Annotated in this window: 18 protein-coding genes; 13 read left to right on the forward strand and 5 right to left on the reverse strand. The window is 47.6% G+C overall.

The genetic code is table 11. The features are described 5' to 3' along the window. The first annotated feature begins 405 nt into the window (after positions 1-405). The 12 genes from BLA28_RS32555 to BLA28_RS32610 all read left to right on the forward strand — a co-directional run bounded on the left by BLA28_RS32555 (position 406) and on the right by BLA28_RS32610 (position 12,334). Positions 406-1,179, forward strand: coding sequence for a nitroreductase family protein (locus BLA28_RS32555; RefSeq protein WP_069158830.1), 774 nt, complete (start codon positions 406-408; stop codon positions 1,177-1,179). Between the two features lie 10 nt (positions 1,180-1,189). Then, positions 1,190-1,549, forward strand: coding sequence for an ArsR/SmtB family transcription factor (locus BLA28_RS32560; protein WP_044971170.1), 360 nt, complete (start codon positions 1,190-1,192; stop codon positions 1,547-1,549). 27 nt (positions 1,550-1,576) lie between these two features. Continuing rightward, on the forward strand, positions 1,577-2,329 hold the full coding sequence (locus BLA28_RS32565) for an EFR1 family ferrodoxin (protein ID WP_069158831.1): 753 nt from the start codon (positions 1,577-1,579) through the stop codon (positions 2,327-2,329). A gap of 223 nt (positions 2,330-2,552) precedes the next feature. Continuing rightward, entirely contained in the window at positions 2,553-3,977 is a 1,425-nt protein-coding gene (locus tag BLA28_RS32575; protein ID WP_069158832.1) for an ABC transporter substrate-binding protein, read from the forward strand. Between the two features lie 118 nt (positions 3,978-4,095). Next, positions 4,096-4,986 carry a carbohydrate ABC transporter permease gene (locus tag BLA28_RS32580; protein WP_044971173.1) on the forward strand — a complete coding sequence of 297 codons (891 nt, stop codon included), beginning with the start codon at positions 4,096-4,098 and terminating at the stop codon, positions 4,984-4,986. Beyond that, positions 4,986-5,825 (forward strand): carbohydrate ABC transporter permease, encoded by an 840-nt coding sequence (locus tag BLA28_RS32585; protein WP_069158833.1) that lies wholly within the window; start codon positions 4,986-4,988, stop codon positions 5,823-5,825. Before BLA28_RS32580 ends, BLA28_RS32585 begins: the two co-directional genes overlap by 1 nt. Positions 5,826-6,251: 426 nt before the next feature. Beyond that, positions 6,252-8,156 (forward strand): cache domain-containing sensor histidine kinase, encoded by a 1,905-nt coding sequence (locus BLA28_RS32590; RefSeq protein WP_242880647.1) that lies wholly within the window; start codon positions 6,252-6,254, stop codon positions 8,154-8,156. Next, positions 8,131-9,657, forward strand: coding sequence for a response regulator transcription factor (locus tag BLA28_RS32595; protein WP_069158834.1), 1,527 nt, complete (start codon positions 8,131-8,133; stop codon positions 9,655-9,657). The genes BLA28_RS32590 and BLA28_RS32595 overlap by 26 nt, the downstream gene beginning before the upstream one ends. A gap of 119 nt (positions 9,658-9,776) precedes the next feature. Continuing rightward, a complete protein-coding gene (locus BLA28_RS32600; protein ID WP_069158835.1) occupies positions 9,777-10,943 on the forward strand; it encodes a glycoside hydrolase family 88 protein in 1,167 nt (388 codons plus the stop codon). Positions 10,944-10,980: 37 nt separating this feature from the next. After that, a complete protein-coding gene (locus BLA28_RS34865; RefSeq protein ID WP_408607648.1) occupies positions 10,981-11,064 on the forward strand; it encodes a hypothetical protein in 84 nt (27 codons plus the stop codon). A 5-nt stretch (positions 11,065-11,069) separates the two neighbouring features. Beyond that, complete coding sequence (locus BLA28_RS32605) at positions 11,070-11,993, forward strand: family 43 glycosylhydrolase (RefSeq protein ID WP_069158836.1); 924 nt, start codon at positions 11,070-11,072, stop codon at positions 11,991-11,993. A gap of 89 nt (positions 11,994-12,082) precedes the next feature. Next, positions 12,083-12,334 (forward strand): hypothetical protein, encoded by a 252-nt coding sequence (locus BLA28_RS32610; protein WP_009251005.1) that lies wholly within the window; start codon positions 12,083-12,085, stop codon positions 12,332-12,334. Positions 12,335-12,403: 69 nt separating this feature from the next. Here BLA28_RS32610 and BLA28_RS32615 read toward each other — a convergent pair whose 3' ends face one another. From BLA28_RS32615 to BLA28_RS32635, 5 genes are all read right to left on the reverse strand, one after another. Continuing rightward, a complete protein-coding gene (locus BLA28_RS32615) occupies positions 12,404-12,901 on the reverse strand; it encodes an NUDIX domain-containing protein (protein WP_069159135.1) in 498 nt (165 codons plus the stop codon). 93 nt (positions 12,902-12,994) lie between these two features. Next, positions 12,995-13,945 carry an alpha/beta fold hydrolase gene (locus BLA28_RS32620; protein ID WP_069158837.1) on the reverse strand — a complete coding sequence of 317 codons (951 nt, stop codon included), beginning with the start codon at positions 13,943-13,945 and terminating at the stop codon, positions 12,995-12,997. 7 nt (positions 13,946-13,952) lie between these two features. Continuing rightward, on the reverse strand, positions 13,953-14,660 hold the full coding sequence (locus BLA28_RS32625; RefSeq protein WP_069158838.1) for a hypothetical protein: 708 nt from the start codon (positions 14,658-14,660) through the stop codon (positions 13,953-13,955). Next, positions 14,653-15,387 carry an ABC transporter ATP-binding protein gene (locus tag BLA28_RS32630; protein WP_044967172.1) on the reverse strand — a complete coding sequence of 245 codons (735 nt, stop codon included), beginning with the start codon at positions 15,385-15,387 and terminating at the stop codon, positions 14,653-14,655. Before BLA28_RS32630 ends, BLA28_RS32625 begins: the two co-directional genes overlap by 8 nt. Before the next feature lie 88 nt (positions 15,388-15,475). Next, a complete protein-coding gene (locus BLA28_RS32635; protein WP_069158839.1) occupies positions 15,476-16,123 on the reverse strand; it encodes a TetR/AcrR family transcriptional regulator in 648 nt (215 codons plus the stop codon). Between the two features lie 273 nt (positions 16,124-16,396). Here BLA28_RS32635 and BLA28_RS32640 point away from each other — a divergent pair, with 273 nt between their 5' ends. Continuing rightward, complete coding sequence (locus BLA28_RS32640; protein ID WP_069158840.1) at positions 16,397-16,765, forward strand: cation transporter; 369 nt, start codon at positions 16,397-16,399, stop codon at positions 16,763-16,765. The last annotated feature ends 271 nt before the right edge of the window (positions 16,766-17,036 follow it).

Raw genomic sequence — 17,036 nt, forward strand, 5'->3', positions numbered from 1 at the left:
GAGCGGGAGGAGAAAAGGGCCGGGGATATGGCGGACTTTCTGGAGTATGTGGAGAGTGTGGACAGTTATATCAGCGGTACGCATTTTATTGTGGATAATGAGGCGCTGGGGCGGATGAGGTGGGGATAAGGGAAGGCCTTAGTACCGCTGCGTGTTTGTCCGAGCGAAAGCGTGCCCTATAAGGAACCTTACCGAGCCGCTGGCCCTCTGGAAGAACCGGTAGGGGAGCCAGGGCAGACGGAGCCGCTCACTCAGAATTTTTATCCACACCCAAGGGGCATCACACAAACAGCCGATTCTGAAAAGTAATATAAGTTAATGGTAACGATTTTCTTTACCGATGTCGCAATCTTTTTTTATCCTGCTATAATGGTTAATGAAGATTAACGAAAGAAGGTCAGGATGATGGCAGAACACGTAATAAATATCGATAAGGAAAAATGTATCGGCTGCGGTATGTGCAGGAAAGACTGTGCCGCCCATAATATTGTAATAGAGAACCATAAGGCACGTGTCCTTTCCAATGACTGTATCATGTGCGGACACTGCGCGGCGGTCTGTCCGAAAAATGCCGTCACTGTCAGCGGATATGATACAGAGCCCGTTCCCATGGAGGGCGAGGTTCGTCTGAAGCCGGAAGAGGTGCTGGATGTCATCCGGTTCCGGAGAACAATCAGGCAGTTTCAGAATAAGAAGGTTCCGAAGGAGGTCGTGGAGCAGATTCTGGAAGCAGGAAGGCTGACCCATACGGCGAAGAATGCGCAGGACGTTTCCTTCGTGGTACTGGACAGGAAAAAGGAAGAACTTGAACGGGAGGCGGTCCGGACATTCCGTAAGCTGAAGGTCTTTGCGGACTGGTTCAGCCCGATGGCAAGAAGGGTTACAATCGATGAGCATTTCTTCTTCTTCCGGGCCCCTGTTGTGATTGTCATTTTGTCTGAAACGAAGCTGAACGGAGCTTTAGCGGCACAGAATATGGAATTTGTCGCAGAGGCAAATGGGCTGGGCATCCTGTTCAGCGGCTTTTTTACTATGGCGGCAAATGCTTCTCCAAAGATAAAAAAGGCTTTGGAGGTTTCAAAAGGGAAAAAAGTGGTTACAACATTAGTAATGGGGTATCCGGCCGTGAAATACCAGCGCAGCGCACAGCGTAAAAGGGCCGCAGTTAAGTATTTGTGAGGATGATTATATGGAAAGAGAATGCAAAGAGCAGCTGGAGAAAATTACACAGGGATTTCAGGAATGCAGGAAAGCGTTTACGGCAATCGGTGATGAAACGAGACAGTTGATTCTGATTGTGCTGATGCAGAGTGATCTGAACGGTATCCGGGTGGGGGAGATAGCGGAAAAGACGCATCTGACCAGGCCGTCGGTATCCCATCATCTGCAGATATTAAAAGATGCGGGAATTATCAATGTCAGAAAGGAAGGCACCAAAAATTTCTATTATATCAGCGCGGATGAAACGCAGTGGAAAGCGATTGCGGATTTGATGAAGCTGGTGTATGAAGGGGTGGTTCATATAGGAAAAGACGGCGGCGGGATATAGGGCCTGCAGTATGAAGGAGGTATGAGTATGATTTTATTTTTTTCAGGTACGGGAAACAGTGAATATGTGGCGGATCGGATCGGCAAAGAAACAGGGGATACGGTTCTTAATCTCTTTGAAAAAATACGGGCTCAGGATCATAGTGCATTACAATCGGATAAGCCCTGGGTTATCGTAACGCCTACTTATGCATGGCGGATGCCGCGTATTGTGACGGACTGGCTGCTGAAAACAGAACTGAAGGGAAGCCGGGACATTTATTTTGTATTGACCTGCGGCGGGGATATCAGGAATGCGGGAGCCTATTTACGGAGGTTTTGCAGGGAAAAAGGGCTGGAGGATCGGGGATGCGCGTCGGTTCTCATGCCTGAAAATTATATCGCGCTTTTTAAGACGCCATCCGAAGAAGAGGCGCTTGCGCTGATAGAAAGGGCTGAACCGAAGATAACGGATATTGCGCGAATGATTAAGGAAAGGAGAATATTACCGGAACAGCAGGTAAACGGAAAGGATAAAATCAGCAGCGGGCTGGTAAATACCGTCTTTTATCCTCTTATGGTGCATGCAGGGAAATATTATGTGACAGACGCCTGTATTTCCTGCGGGCTGTGTGAAAAGGCCTGTCCGCTTGGGAATATCAGTCTGAAGGAGGGAAAACCGGTCTGGGGGAAGAACTGTACCCATTGTATGGCCTGTATCTGCAGGTGTCCCAGGGAAGCGATTGAGTATGGGAAGAACAGTCAGGGACAGCCCCGGTATGTATGCCCGAAAAAGCTTTGAATATCATAGAACATTTCTGCAAAAGGTATATTGTTTTTCGGAACAATGTGCCTTTTTTTGCTGCCTTCATGGCTGATGCGGATCAGGAAAGCAGAAGAAATAACCTAAAAAAATGTACTTTAAACTTAAAAAAACGCATTTTTTATTATGCAGAATGCTGGTATATTACAATTACAGCAACACGGAAGGCCATCCGGATTGAAATTCGATTGGAGGATACGAAATGAAAAAGAAAGTTTTGGCAGCGCTCCTTACAGTGAGCATGACGGCAGCCATGCTGGCAGGGTGCGGAAGCAATACATCGGCAGGAACGGCGGCAGAAGGAAGCAGTTCGGCAGGAGCGGAAGGCACAGCGGCTTCCCAGGCGGCAGAAGCGGGGACACAAGCCGCACAGGCAGAAGAGGGAGAAAGCACCGGTTCTATTGTAACAGAGCCGACAGAACTTACCTTTATTTTCGCAGACGGGGATGAAGGCGCCAAGGAAGTAATGAATTCGGTGGTGGAGAAATTTAATGCAGCCTATCCGGATATCACGGTTACCATAGAACCGGGCAACGGCGGCGCTTACAGTGAATTCCTGAAAACAAAGGACAGCGTGGGGGAATTCCCGGATGTGATGGAAATGAGGGATACGGCGGTTTATGTGCGTGCAGGCAAGCTGGAACCCCTTCCGGATGATATTGTAAATTTATTCAAGACAACAACTGCTTTTGATGGAAAGGTCTATTCTGCTCCCATGTCCGGTGAAAATACACAGGGTATCATATACAACAAAGCATATTTCGATGAAAATGGCTGGACAGAGCCTGCCACCTACGATGAATTCATTGAGCTTTGTCAGCAAATCAAGGATAAAGGGGACATGGCACCCCTGGTAGTGGGAGGACAGGATATCTGGCATATGGGTTTTTGGTTCCATAAGGCCTACAATGACCAGGTTTTGAGTAAGGATGCGGACTTTATCAAGCATTGCTATGAAGGGACAAAGGATTTTTCCGATGAGTCTGTAAAAGCTACGTTTGAGGAGCTGAAGGAAATCATGCAGTATGCGCAGGACGGATGGGTTTCCACACCGGATGCCCAGATCACAACCTTTATGGTGAATGATATGGCGGCGATGATGTATTCCGGTACACATATGTTTTCACAGATTCTGGCGGCAGATCCGGATTTTGAAATCGGCTGGTTTGCAGTGCCCAGTCCTGACGGAAAAACCCGCCTGGTTGGAGGCGGCGGCGCGGGCGGACTGGCGATATCCGCAGAGGCGGCCAAGGATCCCAACAAAAAAGCGGCGGCGGAGGAGTTTGTCCGTTTCTTCTTCCAGCCGGAAAATTATAAGTTCCATTGTGAAAAAATGAGCGCCATTCCTGCTACCGTGGAATCACCGGATTTGGATGTGCTTCCCGTATTCCAGGAGGTCATTGACGCTACGGAGACTGCGGATTCCCTCAGCCCCATGTGGAACGGTTTTGTAGGAGAAAATGAGCTTCCTCCGGATTTCCGGAATTTTATGTATAAGACTCTCATTGAAGTGCTTCAGGGAACCAGAGACATGGACTCGGCATGCAGTGAGCTGAACAAGACCTGGAAGGTTGGTATGGAGAATTTTAATCCGGTAACCGGAGAAGGTGTGGATAACGCTGAATAGGTATGGCCGGTAACCGGCAGAGACTGCCGGAATTAGAAGCAGTAAATGGAATCTCTCCCGTAAAAAGGAGAGATTCCTTCAGATAAGGGTGCATTCCGGCACGGGAAAGGCAGAGAAAATGAATACAAAGAAAAAAAAGGGGTTTGATAAGGTGGCATTCATGTTCATAGCGCCTGCGTTTATCTTTTTTACCCTGTTTATCATAGTGCCGACACTGGCCAGCGTTTATTATAGTTTTACCTCATGGGACGGTATCAGCCCGGTGGTAAAATTCGTGGGCCTTGCTAACTATAAAGAAATATTCACCAGCGCGCGGTTTGGAAATGCGCTGAAGAATACGATTATCCTCACTCTCTTCATATCCCTGTTTGAAAATGCGTTTGCCCTTGCCCTCGCATTAATCGTGGATAATGTAAGATGGGGAAAGAATTTTTTCCGCAGCGCCTTCTATATTCCGGTGCTGATAAGCGGTATTGTTTCCGGTTTTATCTGGAAGATTATGTACAATTATAATTTCGGGACGTTCAATACGATACTGAAAGATATAGGGCTTAAGGACTGGCAGCAGGACTGGCTGGGAAACAGCAGGCTGACACTTCTGATGGTGGGAGTGGTTCTTGTATGGAAGGGAGCCGGTTATTATATGATTATTTATCTGGCGTCTCTGCAGAGTGTTTCCGTAGATTTAATCGAAGCGGCGCAGATAGACGGAGCTAGCCCCCTTCAGCGGTTCAGGGCGATTACACTTCCGCTGATATCCGGCGCTTTTACGATTAATTTTACCCTGTCGCTGATTAATGGGCTGAAGGTATTCGACCAGATTAATGTAATGACGGACGGAGGGCCCGGATTTACTACGGAGACGCTGGTTTATCTGCTGTATAAGGTAGGCTTTAATGAAGGCCGGCAGGGCTTTGGTACGGCAGTTGGAATTATGCTGCTATTTATCATTATTATTTTGAACACGATCCAGCAGAAATTTTTAAGGAGCAGGGAGGTGCAGATGTGATGGAAAAGGCAAAAAAGAGAGTGCGGCCCGGAAATGTTGTCCTTCTGGCAATTACCATAATACTGGCGTTTTTATTTATTTACCCGGTATTGTTCGCCCTGCTGTCTGCATTCAAGAGCAATGGAGATATTCTGAAAAATCCGGTTGCCCCGCCCACTTCGTTCTATATACAGAATTTTAAGGATCTGTTCGCTCATTCGGATTTTGCGGCAGCCATTCTGCATTCGGTTTTTCTGACGGTGGTGTCGGAAATTTTGATAGTCTGTATTGTTCCTATGGCGGCCTACGGCATTGAAAGAAGAAAAAGCAGATTTACGGTGTTCACTTATACTTTTTTCCTGTCGGGGATGATGATTCCGTTTCATCTGTATATGTTTCCCCTATTTAAGGAAATGAAAATGTTCCATATGTTCGGAAATATGGTCGGGCCTGTCGTCTGTTACATATCGGGTTCCATAGCCTTCGGATGCCTGCTGTACAGCAGCTTTTTGAAGGGGATTCCTCTGGAAATTGAAGAGGCAGCCATGATTGACGGATGTACTCCTTTTCAGACCTTCTGGAAGGTGACATTTCCCCTGCTGGGGCCTTGCACGGGATCGATGGTGATTCTGAACGGGCTGGGAATCTGGAACGATTACCTGATGCCGTATCTGGTGCTTCCCAGCGGAAAGGCGAAAACCATTACGGTGGAAATCGCAGGATTTGTCGGGCAGTATACGGCAAGATGGGATATCGTATTTGCAGGGACGATTATTTCTATCGTTCCGGCGCTGATTATTTTTTGTCTGTTCCAGAAGTATTTCGTTAAAGGGATTACGGCGGGGGCGGCTAAGGGGTAGGGGTGTGTGGGCCGAAAACAGTCCGTTCGCCGTCCGTTCCTCCTGGGAACCTTCTTCCCCTGGCATCCCTGTTCGCGGACTTGACTTCGAAAATGGGGTATTTCTAACAGTTTTTTCCTTTCCTGCCGCTGTCAACGCGGCTTAAACTCCTCGCCGGGCTCGTCAGACAGCGCCGCTAAGGGCGGACAGCGGCAGGAAAGGAAAAAGCTGTAAGAAATATCTCCATTTTCTCTTACAAGTCCGTGAACAGGGATGCCAGGGGAAGAAGGTTCCCAGGAGGAACGGACGGCGAACGGACTGTTTTCGGCAGGGCAGGCTTGTGAAGGAAGGGCAGGACGCTGCGTATTGGAAGAGAGGGAGTGATGGGGGAAGGTTTTTTATTTTCGGGAGGGGGAAGATAGGGTATAATGGGGGAAGATGGTGAGGATGGAGAGAGTGGGGGATCGAGGGATGGAGCGGAAGAGGAGAAGAGGGCTTTCTTTGTATTATAAGTTTACTTTGGCTATTATTGTGATTGGGCTGGTGCCGGTGGTTATTTTGTCTACTTTTCTGGCGAATCGGATGATTGAGGAGTATCGGAAGGCGCTGCGGTCTAATTATGAGCAGGCGGCGGATTATGTGGCGGGGAGTCTGGAGACTATGCTGGATACTTATAATACGGCTTCGAAGATGCCTTATAATTATAGTTATTCTATCCGGGAGGGGTATGTGGTGAAGGATTATCTTTATTTTGATAATCTGCGGCAGATATTGAGCGGGGAAGGGTATGATTCGGGGGAGCGGGAGGAGAAAAGGGCCGGGGATATGGCGGACTTTCTGGAGTATGTGGAGAGTGTGGACAGTTATATCAGCGGTACGCATTTTATTGTGGATAATGAGGCGCTGGGGCGGATGGATTTCCATTACAGCGCTTATAGTACGTTCTTTAAGGATGAGGAGCGGTTCGAAGAGGCGGTGCGGCTGGAGGGGCTGGATAAGTCGAGCAATCAGATGATGCTGGTTCCCACGCATGCTACGGGATATTTCAGCGGGCTTTCCGCACCGGTGTTTACGGTGGCGAGGAATTATTTTGATCTGCGGGGAGAGGTGGGAAATACACCTTATGTGGGGACTTTGTTTATCGATGTGAATGTGAGCCGGATGGAGCGTGTTTTCCGTACGGTTAATTTCAGTGATAAAGAAATCTTTTATGTGGTGAATGATGACGGGGATTGTTTTTACAGCAGTGACGGGAATGCCATGGGCAGGAATATAAAGGAGGAGCTGGAAGGGATCAGGGATACGGATCGGCAGTTGGTGCTTCATTCCCAGAAGAACGGGTATGGGCTTCATGTGATGGCGGTGTTGGATACGGCGGTGGCTTTCGGGGGGATAAGGTCGGTTCAGCGGATGATGTATGTTTTTCTGGCGGCGGCTTGTCTGGTGCTGCTGTGCGGGTCCTTGTTTTTTTCGAGGAAGCTGACCAGGCCTATCCGTAATATGATGGAGAAGATGTCTGAGGTGGAGAGCGGGAATTTTGACATTCAGCTGCCGGTGGAATCGAGGGACGAAATAGGGATTCTTTCCGAGAGGTTTAATCAGATGAGTTCTGCGTTGAAAGCTTATATCAATCAGTCTTATGTGGCGGCGATCAAGCAGACGGAGGCGGAACTTACGGCGCTGAAATCGCAGATTTATCCGCATTTTCTTTATAATACGCTGGAGATCATACGGATGACGGCACTGGAAAATGAGGATGTGCGGGTGTCGGAGATGATAGAGGCGCTTTCGCAGCAGATCCATTATCTGATTGGGCCTGTGCAGGATATGGTTTCCCTGGAGAAGGAGCTGGATATTGTCCGGAAATATGTTTATCTGCTGAACTGCCGGATTGACGGGAAGGTGCAGCTGATGACAGAGGCTCCGGGAGCGGGGAGGCTGTTCGTTCCCAAGCTGATTCTGCAGCCTATTGTGGAGAATGCGTATGTCCATGGCATCAAGCCTAAGAAGGGTGTGGGCAGTATTATGGTAGAGGCGGCGGTGAATGACCGGGAGGATGGGGAAAAGAGGATTCTGGAAATCACGGTAATGGATAATGGCGTGGGGATGGATCAGGCTGCGCTGGATCAAATACAGGAGCTGCTTGCGGGGGATGAGCCGGGAATTAAGAATGAGTATAACTGGCAGAGTATCGGGATGAAAAATGTACATGACCGGATACGGCTTTTATATGGGGAAGAGTATGGAATACGGGTTACCAGTACGGTAGGAGTGGGAACAATGGTGCGGCTGCTGATGCCGGTTACGGAGAGGGAGGGACAGACGGATGGTAAAGATGATACTGGCAGATGATGAGCCGGTGATTACCAGGGGAATACGGAAGCTGGTGGACTGGCAGGGGCTGGGAATCGAGATTGTAGGAGAGTATACAGACGGGAAAAGCGCTTTGGAGGGGATTTTGGTGAAGAAACCGGATATTGCGCTTCTGGATATTTATATGCCGCAGATGACTGGGGTGGAGCTTCTGAAGGAATGTCAGGCGATGGAGGTGAAAACCCAGGTGATTTTTATCAGCGGGTTCCAGGACTTTGAGTATGCAAAGGCGGCCCTTCAGTATGGCGCGGTGGATTATCTTCTTAAGCCGGTTATCCGTGAGGAGCTGCTTGGGGCTGTGGAAAAGTGTGTTTCTTCTATCCGCAGGGAAGAGCCGTGGGCGGAGGAAGCTGTGGCAGAAGAAGAGAAGGAAGCGGATTACGGGAGGCTGGTACAGGTGGAGGATATGGTTTATCTTCCGGTTTTTGCGGATGTGCTTTACCGGAAGGAGGAAAATGCCCAAATGCGCAAGCTGGTGCGTTTTTCCCTGATTAGTTTTTTGGAGGAGTATTTAGAAGCGGAAAATCTGGGAATCACTTTTGTAAAAAATAATCATATCGTTCTGGTGCTGAAGGGAATAGAAAGGGTGCAGGCAAAGGAGACAGTATCCGGGATATGGAAGGAGGCCTGCCGGGCCACGGGGCATACGGCGGTATTTATTATCGGAAAAGAGGCTTACGGGATGGGAGAAATTCCGGCTGCATTCGGGGAATGCCTGAAGCTGCAGAGTTATCTGTTTTTTGCCGATAAAATGCAGATTCCGATTCTTTCGGTACAAGAGCCGGTTTATTCCCAAAAGGGGGATCCGGATGCTTTGGGAGAGGCCAGAGAGAAGGTCCTGAACGCTATTATCGGGCAGGATGAGACAGGGTTTGAAAACAGCTTTGCCAGATTCAGCAGGCTTTTGCTTCTGACGGCGGACGGGAAAAAGGAGGATGCCTGTTTTTATTATTGTTCGGCGATCAGGCTGGCTGAAGAAAAAATGGCGGTTATGGGGCTTCCCGGCCGGAATCCGGAAATGAAGGAGCTTCTGGAGAAGGGAAGGGGCTGTGAGAGCTTCGGGGAAATGGAACTGCTGTATAAAGCGGCCTTTGCGGCATATATGGAGTGTGTGCGTACGGCTGTGGTAAGCAGTGAAAAGCAGGATATCAGAAAGGCTAAGGATTATATTGAAAAGCATTACAGGGAAAATCTGACGCTTGGTGTGCTGGCGGAAAAAATCCATATGAACCCTTATTATTTCAGCAGCTTTTTCAAGAAAAATGCAGGTGAAAATTTCAAGGATTACTTGAACCGTGTCCGCCTGCAGCATGCGGTGGCGCTTCTGGTTTCCACAGATAAAAAAGCTTATGAAATAGCCGATGAGGTGGGCTTTTCCGATGTGCGGTCATTTACGGAGGTCTTTGCCCGGCTATATGGGGAGACGCCGGGCGGCTACCGGAAAAGGATCCGGAGCGCGGATATGGGACAGGATATTTAAAAAGTGCAGGAAAAAGTTAAATTTTACACTTTGATTTTTCCGGGTATTTAGTATACTTTTCATAGCTTTGAAGGTACAAAACAGTAATTACTTTCTTAAAAAAGAAGGAGGAGCGGAGTATGCAGCAGGAAAAGGAAAAGCTATGGGCGGGAGAGGTCTTTGCTGAATTTGAAAAAAAAATGGAGAAGGTGGCCGAAAAATCGAAGGATAAGATCCCGGCGCTTGCCATAGACGGGGTGCATGATGACCGCGGCGACGGGACTAAGGAGTGGCGGGCTGACGACGGCCTGAACTGGTGGACGAACGGATTCTGGGGCGGTATGCTCTGGATGCTGTATGCGGAAACTGGGAAGGAGAGGTATGGAGAAATTGCCCGGATTTCGGAACGGAAACTGGATGCCTGTTTTGAGAGCTTCCTGGGGCTTCATCATGATGTGGGATTTATGTGGATGCCCACGGCGGTGGCGGATTACCGGCTGACAGGGAATAGGGAGGCAAGGAAAAGAGGGCTGCACGCGGCTGATCTGCTGGCGGGACGGTTCAACCCGGCGGGCGGATTTATCCGGGCCTGGAATGATATTCCGGGTTCCGGGGATGATACCAGGGGCTGGGCCATCATTGACTGCATGTTTAATATTACGCTGCTTTACTGGGCGAGTGAGGAAACGAAGGATCCCAGATTCCGCCAGATTGCCATGCTTCATGCGGATACGGTTCGGGAGAATTTTATCCGTCCGGATGGTTCAGTAAAGCATATCGTGGAATTTGATCCGGAAACAGGTGCGGTGCGCCGGGATTACGGAGGGCAGGGCTATGGGGAAGGCTCATCATGGACGAGGGGACAGGGATGGGGGCTTTATGGCTTTGCTTTGAGCTTCTTGCATACAGGAAAGGCGGAATATCTGGAGACTGCGGAAAAAATCGGGGATTATTTTGCGGCGAATATTCCGGAGGACGGGCTGATACCGGTGGATTTTTGCCAGCCGGCAGAACCGCTGTGGTATGATGATACGGCTGCTGCTGTGGCAGCCTGCGGTTTTCTTGAACTTTCCGGAATGGAAGCAGTGCCGGAGGATAAAAGAATTTTTTACCGGGAAGCGGCCCTGAAGCTGCTGAAAGCACTGGATGAGAAGCATTGCGACTGGACGGAGAAAAGCGATTGTTTTCTCACCCACTGCAGCGGTTCCTATCATGGAGAGCAGCATAACCATACGCTGGTTTATGCGGACAGCTTTTTCCTGGAGGCGATATTGAAGCTGAAAGGGGCGCCGTTCCTGCTCTGGTGATGACAGGACTGATCCTGATGTATGACATAGGTGCGGCATTTGCTGCCAGGATCTTACAGGCGAAGGAAGGTACGTGGATTTTGACTGGTTTGAGGTGAAAAACAGAAAAGAGGAGGAATAAGCGGTATGGAAACAAAACTGGTAAACGGAGAAACTTGGTATGACACGGACGGAAACATCCTCCATGCCCATGGAGGGCATATGCTCAAATGGGAGGACTACTGGTATTGGTATGGGGAAAACCGGACGGATAACAGGTACGTGAGTGTGTATAAATCCGGTGATCTGATAAACTGGGCCTTCTGCCGCCATGTTCTGACCGCGGATTCCCCCACGGCAGAACACCGTGTCAGGACAGATCGGAAGCTGCGCAGCGAAAGCGGCGGTAAGATCAATGTGGAACGTCCTAAAGTGCTGTATAATAAGAAAACAAACCAGTTCGTCATGTGGATGCACATTGAAAACGGCGTGGATTATCTGGATGCCGCCTGCGGTATCGCCGTATGTGACAGGCCCGACGGGGAATTTACTTATCTTGGCTGTTTTAATCCTTTTGGCTATATGTCCAGAGACTGCACCCTGTTTCAGGATAAAGACGGAACCGCCTATTTCATTTCCGCATCCAGAGATAATGCGGATCTGCACATGTACCGGCTGACAGAAGATTATCTGAACGTGGACTGCCTGGTGCATAAGCTGTGGCAGGGAGAATACCGGGAGGCGCCGGCGGTTATGGAAAGAGAAGGAAAATATTATATGTTTTCCTCCTATTGTACCGGCTGGGCGCCCAATCAATGCCGGTATGCGATGGCTGACAGCATGGAAGGCCGGTGGAGCAGCCTGACCGACATAGGGGACGCAACTACTTTCCGTACACAGCCTGCATTTATCCTTCCTCTGGAAAAAGAGGGGAAGAAGGAATATTATTATGTGGCGGATCGCTGGAACGGAGAGGATTATCATGATTCCCGTTATGTTATCCTGCCGCTGGGATTTACTGCGGAGGGGCTTCCGGTTATGGAATATACGGAATGCTTCGGGCCGGTATAATTTTCCTTTTTCATAATTTCAGGGTTGCAGTCTTAAAAAAGAAAGCCTATGATAATAACGAGGAAAAGTCATGCGAAAGGAGAAAAATGATGCTTGAATTCAGGTATGACACACAGTTATTAATTGAAGGAGAAGATTTGGACGAAGATATCATCAGTGAATATTTTACGGACAATTTCAAAGGGGACTGTTTGCTCGCTGTAGGAGATGAAGAACTTATCAAAATCCATTTTCATACAAACGAACCGTGGAAGGTTCTGGAATATTGTTCCACGTTGGGAGAGATATATGATATCGTAGTGGAAGATATGGACAGACAGTCCAGAGGCCTTCAGGGCTGACGGATTCGGAAGGGCATGGCAGACGTCATGCCTTTCCCCGTTTTCGGACATATGAATATGCTTTGGAAATCAAATCAGCCTCTTTAGCTTTAATTCAAAAGAAGGATTTGTAATATACTCCATGTAGATCGGTCTGCCGGTATATTCCAGATATGCTTTATACCGTTCTATGATTGCCGGAGCCTGAATGAGTTCCAACGCCTTAGCTTTTGCAACATATTTAGATTCCGAGTTTTCATCAGACGGCCTGGGAGTTCCTCCTTTTGCCCTGCATATAAAATCGAGCATAATTTTGGTTGGTATTTCTTTTACTCCATGATAGCCGGGATACTTTCCGGTATTGGAAGAAATACAGAAAACCTCTCCCACCTCAATGTCAATGCCTGTTTCCTCCATGATTTCTCTTTTAACAGCATCAATTACGTTTTCTCCGACTTCAACCTGTCCTCCCGGAAATACCCATCCGGCATTATGCGTTTTTACTAATAGGACTTCATCATTCTCATTTATGACAATTCCGGCGCCCGCAATGATATGTGTCGGCATGACCCAACCTGTATTTTCCATAATAGCTTCAATCCTTCCTCTGGTATGATAAAGATTACAATTTATCATATTGTACATCAGTTTAATACATAAATACAGCAGAGCCTGTTTAACTCACAGCGTTTCACGCACGGCACGCAATGCGGCGGCAAATTCATCCGGCCGTTCATACATGGGATTGTGTCCGGCTCCCGGAATTACAGTAATTGTTTTACGGGGAGCGTCAATCGTGTCAAAATATGCTTTACCAAGTGATGTCGGAGCGATAGTATCAGTCTCCCCAAGAATATAGTGCACCGGCGTCTGGTAGTGAGACGGGTAATCGGTAAGGGCAAAGGAAAGCAGCTGCAGGTGAAGCGGATGATTTACTTTCATGACACGTATCAGACCTATGAGATCGTTCCAACGGAAGGAAGGGCTGCGGCGCAGGAGCTTCAGCAGCTCGCCCTGGTCGGAACCGGAACCCGGACCGTTATCGTAAGCTGCCTGTATTTTCCGCAGCTTCGGCAGCTTCTTCAGCAGTAATTCCGGGTCATCAGGCGGATAATCCCCCAGATTCCCCAGGGCCAGTAAATGTTTCCGGTTTCCCGCTTTTTCTGCCATTTTCCACACTTCCTGAAAGGCAGTCCGTTCGTTTTCCATCATGCTGATTACCTGGCCCGTACCGATGTATGACAAAACATTTTCGGGATGCCGCAGGGCATACAGGCTCCCCAGCACGCTGCCCCAGGAATGGCCCAGAAGGACAAGCTTTTCAATCTGATATTTCCGCTGCAGATACGCTATGATGCCATGCAGGTCATCCAGCATCTGTTCTATTGTTTCCGGCATACCGAGCTTTTTGTTCCTGAGAAGTGTTTTGCCTGCTCCGCGCTGATCCCAGTGTACCTGGGTGAACATATCGCCCCATACCTTATCAAGCTCATAGGCGAACAGCGATTCCATGCTGCCGGGACCGCCGTGCAGATACAGCAGAACCGGGGCATCGGACGCTTTGGGATAGTGCAGTAAAAAATGTGCAATGCCATTTATTTCAACATATTCTTCTTCAAATTCTTTTTTCATCCTTTTATCACACTTCCATTTTTTCTACTTGATCTATGAGATTTTTAATCACGATGACTGCAAGGATTCCTCCGGCTGCAAGGAAAAGGAGGGAGGCGGCGAGAGAGGTCATTGTCATAGCCATTATCTGACAGGAGATGACTGCAATAATAACAGCCGCTACAATGGTAACCGTAACGGAATGCCTTCCAAAGCCAAACCACAGGGCGATGATGCCCATTATCCCGGCGAGCAGAGAGTAACAGATAAGAGAGAAGAGGCTGTAAACAATGGTTTCTGCACTCAATGGCTCCGCACATAGGGGTAGTATTGATTCGGTGGCAAAAAAGATGCCGTATACAATTGCCCCGCATAAAAACATGGCGGCTGCCGTATAGAAAAATACCATTCCGATTTTCGAAGAAATAATACTGCGGCGGGCGACGGGATAGGAAAACAGCAGAACTGCCCTTTTTCCTGCATATTCTTCCACAATAAACCTGGCGGACATTACGGCGGAAAGGACCGCGAATATTACCATGCCTATGATATTTGTGATTCCGATAAGGCTGCGGTAGGTCATAAACATATCAAGGCCTGTTTCCGTCCCGTCTAATTTGGGAATTGCAGCAAAAAGATATAAAAGTGCAAGCAGACAGATCGCGCTGATCAATGCTGCGGTGTGATAGGAACGCAGGCTGTTTCGCTTTAATTCAAGGGATATCAGTTTATTCATTTCTTTTTCCTCCATTGGTTACTGCTAAAAAATAATCTTCCATGCCGTTCGGATATTGTTTTTTTATTTCCCTCGGATCGATTTCCTGTACTACCATGCCGTCAACAATGACACCGATACGATCCGCGGTATGTTCCATTTCTGAAAGAATATGGCTTGACAGCAGAATTGTAATTTCCCGTTCCTGAACAAGCCTGCAGAACAGTTCCCGCATTTCTTTAATCCCAACGGGGTCAAGGCCGTTGATGGGTTCATCTAAAATCAAAAGCTCCGGGTTATGCACCAGCGCACGTGCAATTCCCAACCGCTGACGCATGCCTAGAGAAAATGTGGAGACAGCCTGTGTTCCGATATTCGGTAAACCGACCAGTTCAAGTGTTCCTTCAATATCTGCATTTGCTGTGCCCATATAGTCAAGGTGAATCTGTAGATTTTCAACAGCAGACAGATGTTCATAGAAAATGGGTGTTTCAATTAAGCTGCCTGTTCGTTTTAAAATATCGAGATTGTTTTTTACGCTGTCCATTCCTAAAACGGCGGCTTCCCCCATGGTAGGCTTCAGCAATCCCAGGAGTATTTTAAATACGGTTGTTTTTCCGGCTCCATTCTTTCCTAAAAAGCCATAGATAGTCCCTTTTTCAACAGACATGGTACAATCATGGATAACCTCTTTTCCATCAAATGATTTAAAAAGATTTTTCGTTCTTACTGCCAGGTTAGTGTTCATTTAGTCTCTCCTTTGATACATATAAATGTATGTATATATTTATTAAAAAACTGCCTGAAAGACGGCAGTCTTAAAATTCAGTTCTCAGCTATTGGTGTGCAGCAACGCCATCATATAGCTTTTCAACTAACATTTGCATTTCGTCATCGAAAACAGGGAGCCCTATGCCTTCATACATTAATTTCAGATGTTCATATTTTTCCATATAATCTTCTTTGGTATCAGGAAAAATTAAAGGGCTTAACCAGATATTCAATAATAAAATCATAGTTTCTGCGGTTTGCTTTGGATTTTTTACATGTATGGAGCCGTCATTTATTCCTTCTATAATATACTGAGTAAAAAAAGGTGCCATAGAGTTGATACTGTCCAAAACCTGTTTGCCAATGTAAATGGGACTTTGCAGCACACTGGATGCTACCTGGCTGAACTGTAAAGTGTCCGGACGCTGCAAAGAAAATTTCAAAACATATTGGATCTTTTGAAGACCGTTCAAGTTCTTGTTTTCTTCTACGGCCTTAAAAGGATTATTGCCTAAAAACATGCGAGTGGTAACAGCGTCAATAATATCATCCTTTGACTTAAAGTGATGATAAAAGGCACCGCGGGTGATATCGCCGAGTTCATCAACAATGTCCTGAACCGTGGTTTCCTCCCACCCCTTTTCAAGGAATAATTTAGTGGCGGTATCTAATATTCTGGCTTCTGTTATTTCCGGATATTTATTTCTTGCCATAGTTCACCTTACCTCACATATACATACATTTGAATGTATTTATTCTAGCATTCTCTGTTATTCTTGTCAAGAAGATAAAAGAGTGCATTAAAACTGAAAATCGAGACCATACCACAGCACCAATGTCACTCTTATAACATAACCTCCTCCCATTGACAGAAAAGAAAACAGATGATATGATGAATAACAGGTTAGTTAAAACTAACACAGAAAACTGAAAAGCACTCTAAAAAGTATCAATTATATCATTAAAAAGGATAAGAGGTGAAATCCATGGCAACAGGCATTATATGTATTATTATACTAATGGCATGCGTTTTCGGCATAAAGAGCTATGCCAAAAGATTATCCCACGGCTGCTGCGGCGGAGGAGGAGAGACAATAAAGAAAATCAGGCCTGCAGACAAACAAAAAAGCCACTATCCCCATACATACAAACTGGAAATCGAAGGCATGACCTGCAGCAACTGCAGTACCCGCATAGAAAATGCATTCAACACCCGGGAAGGCTGTTACGCCCGCGCAGATTCAGGAAAACGAACAGCGACACTACACACCAAACACCCCCTTACAGAATCGGAAGCCCGTGAAATCATAAGAAAAGCAGGCTACAGATTAAATTCCTTCCAGACAATCACCTAACCTCCGCCTCATTACTTACGGTTCAAGAACTTCCTGTATCCGCGGCCTTCCGGAGCTGCCTGCCCTGCCCTGCTTCCGCCTCCTCCGGTATGGCCTGCGGCACTGCAAGGATTCCTGTAAGGGCCGTATAAACTCGCCGGTCCTTAGGCTGCGTCCTTTGCAGCCTTAGTACCGCTGCGTGTTTATCCGAGCGAAAGCGTGCCTGCACAGGAACCTTGCAGCGCCGCAGGCCATACCGGGGAGGCGGAAGCAGGGCAGGGCAGGCAGCTCC

This window comes from Eisenbergiella tayi (genome assembly GCF_001881565.1).
GTDB classification, from domain to species: domain Bacteria; phylum Bacillota; class Clostridia; order Lachnospirales; family Lachnospiraceae; genus Eisenbergiella; species Eisenbergiella tayi.

Bases quoted from the DNA above. Each gene is read 5' to 3' on its own strand.
- BLA28_RS32555 (WP_069158830.1), top strand. From the start codon at position 406: ATGGCAGAACACGTAATAAATATCGATAAGGAAAAATGTATCGGCTGC.
- BLA28_RS32560 (WP_044971170.1), top strand. From the start codon at position 1,190: ATGGAAAGAGAATGCAAAGAGCAGCTGGAGAAAATTACACAGGGATTT.
- BLA28_RS32565 (WP_069158831.1), top strand. From the start codon at position 1,577: ATGATTTTATTTTTTTCAGGTACGGGAAACAGTGAATATGTGGCGGAT.
- BLA28_RS32575 (WP_069158832.1), top strand. From the start codon at position 2,553: ATGAAAAAGAAAGTTTTGGCAGCGCTCCTTACAGTGAGCATGACGGCA.
- BLA28_RS32580 (WP_044971173.1), top strand. From the start codon at position 4,096: ATGAATACAAAGAAAAAAAAGGGGTTTGATAAGGTGGCATTCATGTTC.
- BLA28_RS32585 (WP_069158833.1), top strand. From the start codon at position 4,986: ATGGAAAAGGCAAAAAAGAGAGTGCGGCCCGGAAATGTTGTCCTTCTG.
- BLA28_RS32590 (WP_242880647.1), top strand. From the start codon at position 6,252: ATGGAGAGAGTGGGGGATCGAGGGATGGAGCGGAAGAGGAGAAGAGGG.
- BLA28_RS32595 (WP_069158834.1), top strand. From the start codon at position 8,131: ATGGTAAAGATGATACTGGCAGATGATGAGCCGGTGATTACCAGGGGA.
- BLA28_RS32600 (WP_069158835.1), top strand. From the start codon at position 9,777: ATGCAGCAGGAAAAGGAAAAGCTATGGGCGGGAGAGGTCTTTGCTGAA.
- BLA28_RS32605 (WP_069158836.1), top strand. From the start codon at position 11,070: ATGGAAACAAAACTGGTAAACGGAGAAACTTGGTATGACACGGACGGA.
- BLA28_RS32610 (WP_009251005.1), top strand. From the start codon at position 12,083: ATGCTTGAATTCAGGTATGACACACAGTTATTAATTGAAGGAGAAGAT.
- BLA28_RS32615 (WP_069159135.1), bottom strand. From the start codon at position 12,901: ATGGAAAATACAGGTTGGGTCATGCCGACACATATCATTGCGGGCGCC.
- BLA28_RS32620 (WP_069158837.1), bottom strand. From the start codon at position 13,945: ATGAAAAAAGAATTTGAAGAAGAATATGTTGAAATAAATGGCATTGCA.
- BLA28_RS32625 (WP_069158838.1), bottom strand. From the start codon at position 14,660: ATGAATAAACTGATATCCCTTGAATTAAAGCGAAACAGCCTGCGTTCC.
- BLA28_RS32630 (WP_044967172.1), bottom strand. From the start codon at position 15,387: ATGAACACTAACCTGGCAGTAAGAACGAAAAATCTTTTTAAATCATTT.
- BLA28_RS32635 (WP_069158839.1), bottom strand. From the start codon at position 16,123: ATGGCAAGAAATAAATATCCGGAAATAACAGAAGCCAGAATATTAGAT.
- BLA28_RS32640 (WP_069158840.1), top strand. From the start codon at position 16,397: ATGGCAACAGGCATTATATGTATTATTATACTAATGGCATGCGTTTTC.